A 16,596-nucleotide genomic window follows, 5' to 3' on the forward strand; every position below is an offset into this window, starting at 1 on the left:
CTCAAAGTGACCAAATCTTATCGGCCACAATTTGACGCCTAATCTTTGAGCTTCGTTTTAACGATGATCGTCTCACTGCGATGGCACGTCTCACATCTGAAGGTGAGCCGCTGATATCCCGGGTCGCCTGGCACGATATGAGTAAGCGTCATGGTTGCTCCACAGTCTGGACAACTCAAAATATTGAGCAAGATCGAGCCGCCGGTCGCGGCTGGATGGTCGTCGCCGGGCATTCGTTAGTCTCGTTGTTCGGCCCATCTTGTTGCCGTGCAATAAGGAATTTCGTGTTGAGAAGTTCCTGCAGACAGATGGGGTCATTGCATGTGCTTGTCATCCCTTATTAGTTTGGCGGCCGCGGTAGGAGGGAACCGACCCGTGAGTCGGCACGACATCCGCTAGGCCGTCCGGCTATGCTCCCGGGCGGCCTTCCTTATGCGCCGGTCTTCTTCGCGCGCGATGGCTTCTCGGAAGCCTGCACTAGTTTCACCTTCAAGATCGCCGCCGGGAAGTTGCTGAACAATGCCCTGCAAGGAATGGCTGCCTTGCTGACATTTGCCGTCTCGAAATCACCCGCGTAATTGCTCAGATCGAGCGTGGCATCGATCGGTTCTCGCGGCCAGACACGTCCATGATCACTGAATTTTGCAAGGCGTCTGCCGAGAGCAACAATCACAGCATCTGACTTCGATTGGCGTGCGAAGGCAATGACATGAATCTTGTCGGGACCGCTTACGGCAATGGGCTCATAGTCACCTTTGGTGAAGACGTCTGGTAGCGCGTGCCTCATCTTGAGGAGTGTCCGCATCCAGGCCAATTTAATGCGACCATCCGGCCAGTTCGTAATCAAACTCTCCCAGTCCGGATTCTCGATTGCTGCCATTGCAGCTCGGCGCACGGCGAAATCGACCGGCCGTCGATTGTCGGGATCGACCAGCGAGCAATCCCAGAACTCCGTGCCTTGATAGAAATCCGGCACACCCGGCATCATTGTTTTCAAAGTGATTTGGGCCAGCGAATTCAAGGCGCCGAGCAGCGATGTCCGGCGAACGATTATTTCAATGGATGTGATGAAATCCGCAGATTGCGATCTGTCGAGAATGGACTCGATAAACCGCATCAGTGCATCTTCGTAGCGTACGTTTGGGTTGAGCCAGCTGGTTTCCAGCTTGGCCTCACGGGCGGCTTTGATCGCGTAGGCTTTCATGCGTTCAACGAAGATGTCGTCCAGTGTATTTGGCCACGCGCCGATCAGCGCTTGATACAACATGTATTCAAACGCGAGCGAGGGGCTACGCACGTCGCCCTCGGACATCACATGGCGAGCATTCATTTCCTTCCACCGGCTCACCATGCCGGTCCATTCATCCGCGAGCTCCGGCAAGGCCAACAACCGGGTGCGCGCATCCTCGCCACGCTTCGTGTCGTGTGTCGCCGTGGCCGTCATACCGTGAGGTAAAGTGTGAACCCTCTCACGCATCATGGCGTGAAAATCTTCGGTTGAAAGTCCCTGCGCCGCTGCGTCCCCGCCCACTTCATTGAGCGCCAGCAATCGATGAAAACGATAGAACGCAGTGTCTTCCAGAGACTTGGCCATCATCGGCCCAGTGAACTGCTGGATTTTTAGTCCGAAGCGGCGCATGCGCGGCTTGCCGGGGGCTACGCGGTCGGCCTTTGTAAGATCAAGGGTCAGCGTGTCCCGCAGGAAATCGAAGATGCCTTCATCCGCGCCGAACCAGTCTGCACGCGCCCTCTCGATTGCGCGATTGATCAAGTCGCGGTCTGTCGGAGAAGGACCCGTCGCCGTCATATAGGTGCGATAGACCGGGAAGTGCAGGACATATAGTTCAAGCGTCTGCCGTAGGCTGTCGGCGGAAAAGTCGCGTGTCGAATAGTGTCCGCCGGCGATGCGGGCCAGTAGACGAGAGAGCACTGTGAATTCGCTGGCCAGCAGAGTTTCGAGCACGCGGCGCTTTGCCTCTTCCAGCACAGGAGCAAGCTTTGGCGGACTATTGCTGGCTTGTCGCCAAGTCTCGTCCAGCGTATCCATGCCGCCCGAATCCAGCAGGACGTGCGCAATGGCGTTCAGCCATTCGTAGCCCGTGGTGCCGTGAACGCCCTGCAGGTTGGGAAGCTTCTCACGTTCGCCGAGAATCTTCTCGATAAGAAGATAGAATGGCTGACGCGAGTGTCCGCGCGCATCTTTGATGAGCCGTGAAAGCCTTTGACAATATTGCGCCGGATCGCGCAGGCCGTCGATATGATCGAGCCGCAATCCCTGCAGCTTGTCTTCCGCGATGAGTCGCTTCACGAGTCCATGTATGCCGTCGAATGTCTTCTGATCCTCGACACGCAGGCCCGCCAGGCTGTTGACGTCGAAAAACCGTCGGTAGTTGATTTCGCTTGTTGCCAGCCGCCAGTGAGCCAGCCTGTAATGCTGCCGTTCAAGAAGCGAATGAAGAGCTTTCGTTGGCGTGTCGCGATCGGGGCCAGAGCGATAGGCGCTGAGACCCTTTTCAATAATGGAGTGAATGGCCGGATCGGCAGCCAGCGCCGCCTTAAGGTCTGGTGCTTCACGACGATTGGGGCGATGTAAGCCGGTGTAACGTGCGGCCAGCTCGAGAATCTTGCGACCCCCGTCAGTCGTCGCGGCGCTGCCTTCAGCTTCCCCAACAATGACGCGGAGCATTTCACTATAGCGTTCAGGCGAGATCGGCAGCCGATGCTCATAATACCACGCTGAAAAGCTGCCCTCCTGCGGATCGAAGCGGAGTTCGATGTGTCCTTGTTCCAGCGCCTCGCCATAGGATGAGCCGAGAATGGGGAGGAGTACGCCGCCTTTCACGCGGTGAGGCAACGTATCCCAGTCGATATCGAAGGAGGCCGCGTGAGGGGACGCGGGCCCCCATTCAAGCACGTCGAGCCACCACGCATTGTCCGCGAAATGCACGCCCATATGGTTGGGCACGAAATCGAGAATGAGGCCGAGGTCATTCGCTTTCAGAGCTGCACTTAGCCGATTGAACGCGTCTTCTCCGCCGAGCTCCGGATTGAGCGCGTTGTGATCAACAATATCGTAGCCGTGCGTGCTGCCGCTTCGTGCTTTCAAAAATGGGGAGGCATAAAGATGCGTGATGCCCAGCTTCTTGAGATACGGGGCGATCTTTGCGGCTTCGTCGAAGCCGAATGCCGATGTGAGCTGGATGCGGTAAGTCGCGAGCGGAATGGGCGCGGGCATCAGCGATCTCCCACATCCCAAACCGCAGCCCATGGTGCGAGTTCGTCGCGAGGCATCTCTCCCCAGATGATGCGCTTTGCCTGATAAGACGCAGGGATGGCCACGACACCATCGGAAAGATTGGCGATGAGCTGCAGCGTTGCGCCGTCTCCCAAAGTCCAATGCGCAAGGAGCAGACCATTGTCGTTGACGTTGGCATCGCCGAAGCGGGCGTCGTCGAGATGGGGGGCAATCTCAGCGTGCCTGACCTTAAGAAGTCTGCTAACCAATATCAGCCGCGTACGATGAACCGGCTCATCAGTTTCGCTCCAGTTGAGCTGGGCAGACCTGAACGTGGTTTCATCCAGAGGGTCAGGAATGTCGTCTCCGTATTTTTCATACGCGGATTTGAATTCCGCCCGCCGCCCTTGCCGGATAGCATTGGCGAGATCACCGCTGAAATCGCAGAAAAACGGAAATGGTGCGGTCGTGCCCCATTCCTCGCCCATGAACATCATGGGCGGCAAGGGCGAGAGCAAGGTGATCGCGAGAGCGGCTTCTATGGAGGACGGGCTCGCGTTGACTTCCAGACGATCGCCGAGGGGGCGGTTGCCGATCTGATCATGATTTTGCAGAAAGTTGATGAATGCGAGCGGTGAGAGGTCACCGCTGGCCTCGCCGCGCAAGGCGCCATCGCGATGAGCAGACGCCTCGCCTTGATAGGCAAATCCGGAGCGCAGTGTGCGAGCGATGGCGACGCGGGGCGTCGGGTAATCGCCGTAATATCCAGCACCTTCTTCCGTCAGGAGCACGTGCCAGGCATGGTGATAATCGTCGTTCCATTGCGCGCGGTACTTTCCGCGGGGCGGATTTGTTGCCGGATCGAGATGAGTGGCGCGATTATCGTCGTTTTCGAGAACAAGATGGATCTCGCGCCCGCTTGCTTGCGCGAATTCGCCGACAGCGCGGCTCAGGTCATTGAGAATGTTCGGGTCTCCGACCTCGGTGATGGCGTGGACGGCATCGAGCCGCAGGCCATCGAATCGATAATTATTCAGCCAATGAAGCGCATTGCCGATGGCAAACTGCCGGACCTCCGGCACGCGATAATCGATCGCATTGCCCCACGGTGTCTGCGAGTTCGAGAATAATGTCGGCGCATAGCGGCCGAGATAATTTCCTTCCGGACCGAAGTGATTGTAGACCACATCGAGAAAGACCATGAGCCCGCGCAGATGGGCTTCGTCGACCAGCGCTTTCAGATCGTCAGGCCGCCCGTAACTGCTGTCAGGCGCGTACCACAGTACGCCGTCATAGCCCCAATTTCTCCGGCCTGGAAAATCTGCGAGTGGCATCAGTTCGAGTGCGGTGAAACCCGTCGCGACCAGATGATCGAGTTTCTCGATCATCGCGCGGTAGGTGCCCCCTGGCGTAAATGTGCCAACATGGGTTTCGATTAATACGGTGTCTTTCCACGGGCGGCCGCGCCAGCTTTCAGCGCGCCAGCGATAAGCCGTGTGATCAATGACTTCGCTCGGGCCCGCGATATCATCCGGCTGGAAGTGCGACGCAGGATCCGGCACGTCCAGTTCGCCATCGATCCGGAATTTATAACGCGTCCCGCCTTTGGCGCCGGAGACATAAGTGGAGAACCATCCGGCATCATCTCGTTGCATCGGATGAGCGACGTCGAGTACGACATCGACAGTCTTCGCAGCCGGTGCCCACAGTGAAAATGTGACACCGTCCTTAGTCAGGCTGGTTCCGAAACGATCGGCATTCATGCAGCGCCCGCGAAGGCAAGTACGGATCGGGCTGGAGCTTCCTCCGCGGTGCCTGACTGGTAAGACGCGCTTTCCTGTTCTGCCTGGGTGGTATCAAGCAGGCGGGTCCACTCCTTGTATTCAGGCAGTTTTGGCAGCGTGAACTGAATGGCTTCCGGTGCAGCATTCAGCACAACAAAAAGCGGGGGAGTATTCTCTTCAATAGGGCCAAGGACATAGGCCAGGAAACGCCCCTCGGGAAAATTCCAGTCCTGATCGGTCATTTCTGCAGCACTTGGAGTCAGCCAAAGAACACCATAGGAGCCGTCTTGCCGCCGTCCGTCGACCCAGCGTTGGGATTTGATTTGTGGAAAGCGATTGCGAAGCGCGGTCATGTGGCTGACGAATTCGGTGAGATCTTCGCCTTCTTGGCCAAGGCCCTCCCATCCGACCCAACCGATTTCGCTGTCCTGACAATAGGCGTTGTTATTGCCGCCTTGACTATTCCCGACTTCGTCGCCGGCAAGGATCAACGGCACGCCTTGGGCCAGCAGGAGACACGCGAGTTGGTTCTTCCGCAACTGACGGCGCAACGCAATGATCGCTGGATCATCGGTCGGGCCTTCATGGCCGCAATTGTTGCTGTTGTTGTCATTGGAGCCGTCGCGATTGTCTTCGCCGTTGGCTTCGTTGTGTTTCTCGTTGTAACTGAACAGATCGGCCAACGTAAAACCGTCGTGCACGGTGATGTGGTTGATGCTCGCGCGCGGCGTTCGCCCATCATGATTGAACGTATCGGACGAACCGGTCATGCGTGCGCCGACGTCGCCGATCAGATGTCCTTCACCGGACCAATAACGGCGCATCGTCGCGCGATATTTGTCATTCCATTCTGACCATTGTGAAGGGAATGCGCCGACCTGGTATCCACCCAATCCGACGTCCCAGGGTTCAGCCACAAGCTTGACTGACGCCAGCACGGGATCCTGCCGCACGGCGGTGAGGAACGCGTGGCCGCGGTCAAAGCCGCCGGGGCCTCGCGCGAGCTCCGTAGCAAGATCAAAGCGGAAGCCGTCGATGTGACACACCTCGACCCAGTAGCGCAACGAATCCATCACCATTTGCAGGACGCGCGGATGGGTCAGGTTGAGCGAATTCCCAGTGCCAGTGAAGTCATCGTAGAAGCGCGGATCATCCGGCTTCAGCCAGTAGTAGGACGCATTGTCGATGCCGCGGAACGACAATGTCGGCCCCATATGGTTGCCTTCAGCGGTGTGATTGTAGACGACGTCGAGCATGACCTCGATGCCGGCATCATGAAGACGCGCCACTGTCGTGCGGAAAACGTCGAGAGGGTTTTCCGGCGCATATCGTGCTTCGGGTGCGAAGAAGGCAATGGAGTTGTAACCCCAGTAATTGACCAGCTTTCTTTCAACAAGCTGGCGATCATCGATGAAGCCGTGGATTGGAAGGAGTTCGAGCGTCGTGACGCCGAGGCGCTTCAAGTGATCGATCATCGCCGGCGAACACAGGCCGCGAAATGTGCCGCGCATGCCGGGAGGGATGTCCTGACGCGTCTGGGTCAATCCTTTTGCATGCGCTTCATAGATGATCGTATCTGCCCACGGCACATGGGGACGGTTTTCGCGACGGCCCCAGTTGAACGTCTCATCGACGACAACAGCCTTCGGCATACCGCGGGCGTTGTCGCGGCGGTCGAATGAAAGATCTTCACGGGAGCTGCCGGTGCGATAAGCGAAATGCGCGTCGCTCCACACCAGTCGGCCGGCGAGCCGTTTGGCGTACGGGTCAAGCAGGAGCTTATTGCAATTGAAGCGATGACCCTGCTCCGGTGCGTAAGGGCCGTAGACACGGTATCCATAGAGCTGCCCGGGGGAGATATCGTTGAGGTAGCCGTGCCAGACATCCTCAGTGCGTTCCGGAAGATCGAGGCGTTCGATTTCACGGCGGCCCTGACTGTCGAACAGACAAAGTTGTACCCTCTCTGCGTGGGCAGAGAACAGGGCGAAGTTCGTGCCGCGTCCGTCCCAGGTTGCTCCGAGACGATGGTTCGTGCCCGCAGACAAGCGCATGTCACATGTCCGGTACGAGGAAGATTGCGGCAAGCGGCGGCACTGTCAGATTGAGATAGGGGACAGGGCCCTCCAGTGTTTTGATCCGGCCAATATTTCCGACATTGGTGCCGCCATAGTGCGCGGAATCCGAATTGAACACCTCACGCCAGTGGCCAGGGAAGGGCACCTTGACGCGATAATCGTGATAGACGTTCGGCGAAAAGTTCACGACCACCAGGCAACGTTCCCGCGCAGCATTCCCCTTGCGTATCCAGACGAACATGTTGCGGTCAGCATCGTCAGTAACAACCCATTCGAAGCCCGCCGGATCGCAATCGAGTTCATGAAGCGCCGGGAGGCTGCGGTGCAGATTGTTGAGATCGCGGATCAGAGACTGGATTCCGCGATGCTTGGGCTGACCCAGCAGGTGCCAATCGAGAGAGTGGTCGTGATTCCACTCCCGCTCCTGGCCGAATTCGCTGCCCATGAATATCAGCTTCTTGCCCGGGTGACCGAACATGAAAGCGTAGTAGGCGCGGAGGTTGGCGAAGCGCTGCCAGTCATCGCCTGGCATGCGGCCGAGGATCGAACGTTTGCCGTGCACGACTTCATCGTGCGAGAGCGGCAGGATGAAGTTCTCAGAGAATGCGTAATGCAGGCCGAACAAGATCTGATCGTGGTGGAATTTGCGGTGAATAGGATCCTTGCTGATGTAGTTCAGCGTGTCGTGCATCCAGCCCATGTTCCATTTGTAACCGAAGCCAAGCCCGCCGAACTCCACAGGTTTCGATACCTGTGGCCATGCGGTTGATTCTTCAGCGGCCGTTGTTGCATTCGGAAATTTTGCAAAGACTTCGGTGTTGAAGCGGCGCAGAAATTCGATGGCCTCTATGTTTTCACGGCCACCGTACTTATTCGGAATCCATCCGCCGGCTGGCCGGCTATAATCAAGGTAGAGCATTGAGGCGACGGCATCGACGCGCAGGCCGTCGATCCCGTAACGCTCGAGCCAGAACAGAGCATTGGAGACCAGGAAATTGACGACTTCAGTTCGTCCGTAATTATAGATCAGCGTGCCCCAATCGAGATGCCGCCCCTGCAACGGGTTGGCGTGCTCGTAGAGAGCGGTGCCGTCGAACATGGCGAGACCGTGTGGATCATCAGGGAAATGCCCTGGCACCCAGTCGAGCAAAACCGCCAATCCTTCCTTGTGGCAGGCGGCCACAAGCGCTGCAAAATCCTCGGGCTTGCCGAACCGGCTTGTGGGCGCATACAGCCCGGTGGGCTGGTAGCCCCAGGACCCATCGAAGGGATGTTCGCTGATCGGCAGGAATTCGACGTGAGTGAAGCCAAGATCGCGAACGTAATGCGGAAGCGTTTCAGCCAATTCGCGATAGGTCAGCCAATGGTTACCTTCCTTCTTGCGCCAGGAGCCGAGATGAACCTCGTAGATCGACATTGGCGCGCTGAGTTTGTTGGGTTGCCCTGCAACCGGAAACGGTGGGGGCAGGTGTGCTTCGTCGATGACAGTCGACGCGGTGTTTGGTCGCATTTCGGTGGCGAATGCGAGAGGATCCGCCTTCAGCGGCAGGCGCTGGTCGTTCGGTCCAACGATATCGAACTTATAGCAATCACCCGCTGTGACGCCCGGAATGAATATCTCCCAATAACCCTGTCCGCGAACGCGCATGGCATGACGGCGGTTGTCCCAGAAGTTGAAATCGCCGACGACGCTGACGCGTTTGGCATTCGGTGCGAATACGACGAACCCGACGCCGCGAACGCTGTCGAGCGTCATCAAGTGCGCGCCGAGCTTGTCATAGAGCCGCTGATGATTGCCCTCTCCGAGCAAATAGAGGTCAAAGTCGCTCAGGATCGGCGGAAAGTCATACGGATCGTAAAGCTCGACGACGTTCTCGCCGAAAGTCGCACGCAACTTGTAACGCTTTGATTTTCCAGGAACGGGGCCGATAAACAGTCCGGCATCGTGCACTTTCTCAAGGATGGCACTTTCCCCGCTATCTTCGACGGCTTCTACGAGTGACGCATTGGGCAGAAAGGCACGCACAACCGATTTGTTGTTCTCGACATGCAGGCCGAGATAATGAAACGGATCGGAATGGCGGCCCTCAAGAATTGCGTAAGCTTCAGCCGGAAGTTTCGTCATGCGGTCTCGTCTCCGGAAGCAAGAATGCGCAGCGCGCCAGTGAGCGGCACTCGCAGCCATTCGGGACGATGCGCAAGTTCATATTCGATTTCGTAGAAGACCTTCTCCACGAGGAAGAAGTTGAGCAATCGCGTGGCTGCCGCCACGTCGGTAGGCCAGAGCCGTTCGTCGCTCAGGTTCTCGTGATATGCCGATAGAAATTCCGCAACGGCGTTCGCTCGCCACATTTCAAGGCCGGCGGCGAGTTGACCGGTTTCGTCCGAAGTTACGTGCAGTGCGCGTTCGTACGCGGCCGCGGTTGAATAATCGATGGAGCGAATGAGCCCCGCGATATCTCGCGGAGCGGGCGCCTTGCGGCGGCGTTCGGCAAGTGAGCGTCGAGGTTCACCCTCAAAGTCGATGATGAAAATGTCGTCTTTGACGATCAAAAGCTGTCCGAGATGAAGGTCGCCATGATGGCGAATGTTCAATCCTTCGATGTTCCGAGGCAGAAGCGCCTCGAGGAACGGCCGAAGACTGTCTTGATATTTCATCAACTCATCGATCAGAGCACGATCGGCGTCTCTTGGAGGTTTACCAAGGAACTGTAGTCCAGCGAAAACACGCTCCGCACAGGCCATGATATTATCGATCCATCGATCGATGTCGTCGGGTGTGATGGCTTCGGGTCTGAATGCGTCGATATCATCACGGCTTGCCAGCGCCACCTGCATTTCCGCGACGCGCTTACCTGTCTGCTGCATGTATCGTGCATATGCGGTCTGCTCTTCGCTCTCGGTGGCCTGGTCTCCGCCGCTCAGGAGTCGCTGCTCATCGACAAACCGATCGAGGTAGCCGGATGTCAGAACCCAGCCATCCCCCTGATTGGCGACAAATGCGTGGACGATCGCGAGTGCGCTTCGGGAGTCACCTTCTACGACTTCCACGGAGCCGAGCAGCGCGGGTGTATTTGCGAAGTTCGCCGTGTCCGTCAGGAAACGACCCATCTCGATTTCCGGATTGATGCCTGACTCGAGCTTCCGGTACAGCTTCACCACGAAAGTTTCGTCGACAAGCGATGTGCTGTTAGATTGTTCGGTTTCGACCGGATGGACTGATTCAACCGGGACATCAGGAATCGTCGCCAGCCGTTCGCTGGCTTGAAATTCGAGGCTTCTGCCATGTTCAGTGATGGTCTCAGACAGCCGCAGATCGGCGAGAAGCTGCTTGATAAAATCTTTGTCGGTCGCAACATCGAACAACGTCCCTTCGCGCGACGCTTGCCTGACGGCAGCCAGCGCCCTGGGATTATAGCGTTCACGGTCAAACCGCACCCAGTCGATGCGGATCGGCATCGCGTATCGTGTGATCTTCCCGTTTTGCTCGGCCTCGAAAATCGTAAGCCATGGCCGCGATGCACCCTCATGGGCGAATGGAATGGCCGCGGTCACCCTTGTAATGATCGCGGCTGCGGATCGCTGTGGAAACCATCGCGTACGTGCAAGATGGGCCGGCAATACATCCCGTTCGAAGATCATGCGGGTACGGCTGAGCGTCATCCATGTCGAATTGTGGGGAACGACGAGAGTCTCAAACTCCGGCACGGGCATGTGCTGTTCTTGAGACGTCGCCGGTTTCTCATTCAGCCTGAACCAATAGAAGCCATACGGTGATAGTGTCACGAGATAGGGCAGCTCACCGATCGGCGGGAAATTGGTCCGGCCGAGCATTTCCTGCGGCACGCGCTCTTTCCATTGTGCGAGGTCAAGTTCTGTGGCCTGCGCGGAGCGAGAGAGATTGGCGACACACAGGATCACGTCGTCCTCATACTGCCTGACATAAGCGAGAACGGATCGGTTTGAGGGGCGGATGAATGTGATGGTGCCGCGGCCGAACGCGAGGGTGGACTTGCGGACGGAGATGAGACGCTTCGTCCAACTCAGGAGCGACGACAGGCTTCGCGATTGCGCTTCGACATTGACGGATTCATAGCCGTAAACAGGGTCCATGATGAGCGGCGCATAAAGCCGTGCCGGGTCGGCGCGAGAAAAGCCGCCGTTGCGGTCCGGCGTCCATTGCATCGGTGTGCGGACACCATTGCGATCGCCGAGATAGATGTTGTCTCCCATCCCGATTTCGTCGCCATAATAGATGATCGGCGTACCCGGAAACGAGAGCAGCAGGGAATTCATCAGCTCGATCTTGCGCCGATCGTTGTCCATGAGGGGTGCCAGCCGACGGCGAATGCCGACATTGATTCGTGCCCGCGGATCGTTGGCGTAGGTCGACCACAAATAGTCGCGCTCCACGTCCGTCACCATTTCGAGGGTCAGCTCGTCATGGTTACGCAGGAACAGCGCCCATTGGCAGTTCGCAGGGATATCAGGTGTTTGACGCAGGATATCTGTGACCGGAAATCGATCTTCCTGCGCGATAGCCATGTAAAAGCGCGGCATCAGCGGGAAGTGATAGGCCATTTGGCACTCATCGCCGTCGCCGAAATATTCCTGCACGTCTTCCGGCCACTGATTGGCTTCTGCCAGCAGTACTTTGTCTTTGGCGTAAGCGTCGAGCTCTGCGCGCAGCCGCTTGATAATGGTGTGCGTCTCCGGAAGATTCTCGTTGTTGGTGCCCTCGCGCTCGCAAAGATAGGGAATCGCGTCAAGCCGGAATCCATCGACGCCGGCATCTAACCAGCGCTTCATCACCTGCACGACGGCGCTGACCACGCGTGGATTGTCGAAGTTGAGATCAGGCTGGTGCGAAAAGAAGCGATGCCAGTAGAACGCGCCGGCTTCGGGGTCCCACGTCCAGTTGGATTTCTCGGTATCGGTGAAGATAATCCGAGTGCCTTGATACTTCTGGTCGGTGTCGCTCCAGACGTACCAGTTCCGCGCGCTAGATCCTGCTGAGCTGCGGCGCGCCCGCTTGAACCAGTCGTGTTGGTCGGAGGTATGATTGACGACGAGTTCGATAATCACGCGCAGGCCGCGCCGTTTGGCTTCGTGGATGAAGCGTCGGAAATCCTTCATCGTCCCGAAGTCCGGATTGATCGCGCCATAGTCCCCTATGTCGTAGCCGTCGTCGCGACCCGGTGACGGAAAGAACGGCAGCAGCCACAGCGTGGTGACGCCAAGCTCCTGCAGGTAATCCAGCTTTTCGGTCAGGCCGGCAAAGTCACCGATTCCATCATTGTTGCTGTCGGCGAAGGCTTTGACATGCAACTGATAGATGATGGCGTCTTTGTACCAGAGTTCGTTCTCGGTGGCGGTTGTGGCCGTCTCGATGGGTGACATCACGTTCATGGATGCGCCTACGCCAGACATCGGAAAAGGAGGGCGGGATCGCGTTGCGGATCTATCCGCAGGTGGACGCCACCCCATTCGACGGCATGCCGTTCACCGGTGATAATGTTCTCGAGCGCAGCGACATGCTTGGCCTCTCCCGACAGACCGACTTCTAGTCCTCCGATGGGAAACCAGAATTCGTGTGGGTCGTGGGAGAGAGCAATAGCGGCGACCACAACATTGCTGTTGTCGTTAGAGCTTTTGGAAAAGCCAATCACATTGAGATCGTCGATGTTCAGGAATTGCAATCGAGAAGTTTGCTGCAAAGCCGGATTGGCGCGCCGGGCCATGTTCAGATCGCGGATGTAGCTCTTGATGTTACCCGGACTATCCCAGTCTCGAACCTTGATCTCGTACTTCTCGGAGTTGAGATATTCTTCCTTGCCGGGAATAGGCTCGTGTTCGAGCAATTCAAACCCGTTGTAGATGCCATAAGTGCCTGACAGCGTCGCAGCCAGCGCCACGCGAGATTTGAACATCCATGCTTCGCCGCTCTGTAGATGATACGGCAGAATATCGGGCGTATTGACGAAGAAGTTAGGCCGATAGTATTCGCGCTCCGGATAGCCGGTGAGTTCGCGCAGATACTCCTCAAATTCCCATTTCTGCGTCCGCCAAGTGAAATAGGTGTAGGACTGAGTGAAGCCGAGCTTGGCCAATCCCTTCATCAATTTTGGCCGGGTGAATGCTTCCGCCAGGAAGATCACGTCCGGATCGTGCATCTGAATGTCCTTGATCAGCCATTCCCAGAACGGGAAAGGCTTGGTGTGCGGGTTGTCCACGCGGAAGATGCGGACACCGTGCGAGATCCAGAACTTGATAACGTCGCGTAATGCAGTCCAAAGCGCAGCCGCATCGTCGCTGTGAAAGTCGGGATTGTGAATATCTTCGTATTTCTTGGGCGGATTCTCCGCATACCGGATGCTGCCGTCCGGCCGGCGCTTGAACCAGTTGGGATGCTGTTTCAGCCATGGATGATCCGGCGCGCACTGGACCGCGAAGTCGAGTGCAATCTCCATGTTCAATGACTTCGCGGCCTCGATCAGCGCATGAAAGTCGTCGAATGTCCCGAGTTCGGGATGAATGGCATCGTGACCGCCTTCAGCGGCGCCGATTGCATAGGGACTTCCAGGATCGCCAGCCTCGGCTGTTAGCGCATTATTACGCCCCTTGCGGTTGACGCGGCCGATCGGATGGATCGGCGTGAAGTAAATCACGTCGAAGCCCAAAGCTGCAATCTCGGGCAGGCGCGCAATACAGTCCCGGAAGGTGCCGTGCTGACCTGGCACGGTGCCCTGGCTGCGGGGGATCATTTCGTACCACGCGCCCGACACGGCACGCTGCCGATCAATCACCAGCGGAAAGAGATTCGAGATGGTGCGATCGATTCGGATTTGACTTCGCGACATTGCCTGCCGGACATTTTCATCCAGCAGCGACGTGACATCACCACTTTCGAGAAATTTCTCGCAAGCGGACGTCAGTACAGTGGCAGATTCGCGGTCTGTCGGACGTGCTTTGGTCATCATTGCGGCGCCTTCGAGGGCATCGAGCGCGATATCCTGACCGGCTTTCTGCTTCAGCATCGCGCCATGCCGCCATGTCGCGAATTCATCCGTCCATGCTTCAATGGCGTAGACGTACCTCCCGGGCTTCATGGGCCGGAACGTCGCGGTCCATCGGTCATTGCTATGGTGAGTCATTAACTCGCGAGTCCATTCGGTCTCGCTTTCCAGACGCCATATCAATTCGGCTGAAACGATGTCGTGGCCGTCTTTATAAACATCGGCCCACACATCAAAGACGTCGCCTGCCACGCGTTTAACGGGAAACCGTCCGCAGTCGACAATCGGATAGACGTCTTCGATGTGAAACGCGCCAGCGCGAACCTGCGGAATATTCGGTAAATCACGTTGTCTCACAGGCGGCGATACTGACATTGCGTCCCCATCTCTCGAGGCGGGAGAGAACCGTTATCTAAGAAGTGGTTTGTGGCGATTTTGTTCCATCGGAACCGTTCGCGGAAAAAGGCGTTGCCTTACTTGCGTCAAAAACATGGGAAGGCGGGATTGAAAGATGGATGTGCTTTCAAAAGCTGCGCAGTTGGGAATCGAGACTTCTTTCATTGATGCAACGGGACAGCATCGCACCATCGATCCTTCGGCACTTCAGATGCTTCTTGAGGCGGTCCCTGATGCGCCGCTGCGCAATTTGCTGCCTCATGCTGTCGTCTGTCGAAACGCGAGGGAGTGTTCTCCAGTCGTGATATCCGGCGAGGTACCGATCAAGTGGCAAATTACAGATGATCGCGGAGCTATGGTCGCCGATGGCGTGTCACACGATCATCATGTGAACCTCCCTGCGACCAAGCAAGGTGTCTATTGCCTTCGCGTTATCGATGCGAACGGGAGTGAAGAGCAGACGAATTTGATTTCAGTTCCCGAACGCGCCTTTCCAGGCGACTTTGATCGCGTATGGATTCTCGCAGTTCAATTGTACGGTGTGCGATCGGCCAGAAACTGGGGCATCGGTGACTTCACAGATCTGGAGGCGTTGATTGAATGGGCGGCGCGATCCGGGGCGGCGGGGATCGGACTCAATCCGCTGCATGCCTTGTTCGATGATCATCCACAGGACTGCAGTCCATATTCACCGAACAGCCGCTTGTTCTTGAATTCGCTCTATATCGATGCGAGCCGCCTACCGGAGCTCCCCGAGGCGTTCGCGTCGGAGCACAAGGCATCGATCGAAGCTGCACGCTCCGCTCAATTCGTCGATTATCAAACCGTCGCTGACCTCAAATTGGCGGCGCTGCGTCGGGCATTCGACGCCTTCAAATTGAAAACGACACTGAAGCGCAGGACAAGCTTTGACGAGTTTCGGCGCGACGGTGGACCGCTGCTGTCACGCTTTGCGTGCTTTGAAGTTCTCCGCAAGAAATTCCCAGGCCCGTGGTGGGATTGGCCGAACCAATGGTCGTCTCCGCATGACGACGCGCTGAACGAGCTTCGCAATGGTCCGGATGCACTGGAGATCGAATTCATTGAGTTCGTGCAGTGGTGCGCCGATCTTCAGCTGAAGGCGTGCCGGGATTTGGCGAGCCGTCTGAATTTGCCGATCGGGCTCTATCTCGACGTGGCTGTGGGCGTCAAAGCCGATGGCTTTGACGCGTGGAATGAGCAGATTGCGATCTCGCGTCGGCTTTCGGTCGGAGCGCCGCCGGACTTGCTGAACGCGGCGGGGCAGGACTGGGGACTTGCCGGATTCAATGCATCGGGTCTGGCGTGGCGATCATATGAGCCGTTTCGCGCTGTGCTGCGCGCTTCGATGCGTTACGCCGGCGCGATCCGCCTCGATCATGTTCTCGGATTGAACCGCCTGTATCTCGTTCCGTCTGGATACCTTCCTAGTCAAGGCGCGTATGTCCAGATGCCGTTCGAGGCGCTGCTGGCGGTGGCAGCTCTGGAAAGCGTTGATCATCGGTGTGTGGTGATCGGAGAAGATTTGGGCACGGTGCCTGATGGTTTCCGGGAGAGGCTGCTGGATTGGGGGATCTGGTCTTATCGCGTGATGATGTTTGAACGTGGATATGACGGCTCGTTCCTCTCGATTGAGAGTTATCCGCAAGACGCGATGGTCACCTTCAATACCCATGATCTTCCGACCTTCGCCGGCTGGCGATCGGGACACGATATTGATTTGAAGCATGCCTTGGGCCTCGACCCCGGCGAGACGTGGGACGCGAGGGGGATTGCGATCCGCATGCTGGCGAAAGCCTTAAATGGTGCAGAGGATGGAGAGCCGATTTTCTATTCTGCCCTGGATTATCTCGCGCGCACGAGGTCTCGTATTTTCGGTGTGGAGATCGAGGATCTTCTTGGTGTGATGGATCAGCCAAATATCCCAGGCACGATTAATGAACATCCAAACTGGCGCCGCCGCTTGCCGGTCCCACTCGAAGAATGGTCGCAGTTCATCGACGATGAACGATTAAGTGTCGTCATGAAGGAAAGAGCGGTTGCGCGTGGGCAATAGCTGCGCGCGAATGGCG

The 16,596-nt window shown here is 57.2% G+C and carries 7 protein-coding genes; 1 reads left to right on the top strand and 6 read right to left on the bottom strand.

Going from position 1 to position 16,596, the window contains the following annotated elements; genetic code table 11:
- Positions 1-430: 430 nt before the first annotated feature.
- From treY to ACZ5C3_RS03875, 6 genes are read right to left on the bottom strand one after another with little or no spacing between them, the layout of a single operon-like run.
- Positions 431-3,235: a malto-oligosyltrehalose synthase gene (gene treY / locus ACZ5C3_RS03850; protein WP_464035399.1), complete on the bottom strand. Its 2,805-nt coding sequence runs from the start codon at positions 3,233-3,235 to the stop codon at positions 431-433.
- Positions 3,235-4,998 carry a malto-oligosyltrehalose trehalohydrolase gene (gene treZ / locus ACZ5C3_RS03855; RefSeq protein ID WP_464035401.1) on the bottom strand — a complete coding sequence of 588 codons (1,764 nt, stop codon included), beginning with the start codon at positions 4,996-4,998 and terminating at the stop codon, positions 3,235-3,237. The genes treY and treZ overlap by 1 nt, the downstream gene beginning before the upstream one ends.
- Positions 4,995-7,070: a glycogen debranching protein GlgX gene (gene glgX / locus ACZ5C3_RS03860; protein ID WP_464035403.1), complete on the bottom strand. Its 2,076-nt coding sequence runs from the start codon at positions 7,068-7,070 to the stop codon at positions 4,995-4,997. The genes treZ and glgX overlap by 4 nt, the downstream gene beginning before the upstream one ends.
- Before the next feature lies 1 nt (position 7,071).
- Complete coding sequence (gene glgB, locus ACZ5C3_RS03865) at positions 7,072-9,219, bottom strand: 1,4-alpha-glucan branching protein GlgB (protein WP_464035404.1); 2,148 nt, start codon at positions 9,217-9,219, stop codon at positions 7,072-7,074.
- Positions 9,216-12,503 carry a maltose alpha-D-glucosyltransferase gene (gene treS / locus ACZ5C3_RS03870; RefSeq protein WP_464044535.1) on the bottom strand — a complete coding sequence of 1,096 codons (3,288 nt, stop codon included), beginning with the start codon at positions 12,501-12,503 and terminating at the stop codon, positions 9,216-9,218. Before treS ends, glgB begins: the two co-directional genes overlap by 4 nt.
- A gap of 8 nt (positions 12,504-12,511) precedes the next feature.
- On the bottom strand, positions 12,512-14,485 hold the full coding sequence (locus ACZ5C3_RS03875; RefSeq protein WP_464035407.1) for an alpha-1,4-glucan--maltose-1-phosphate maltosyltransferase: 1,974 nt from the start codon (positions 14,483-14,485) through the stop codon (positions 12,512-12,514).
- A gap of 136 nt (positions 14,486-14,621) precedes the next feature.
- Between ACZ5C3_RS03875 and malQ the strand changes: the two genes are divergently transcribed.
- Complete coding sequence (gene malQ / locus ACZ5C3_RS03880) at positions 14,622-16,580, top strand: 4-alpha-glucanotransferase (protein ID WP_464035408.1); 1,959 nt, start codon at positions 14,622-14,624, stop codon at positions 16,578-16,580.
- Positions 16,581-16,596: the final 16 nt, after the last annotated feature.

The organism is Afipia dichlorophenoxyacetatis, assembly GCF_055386385.1.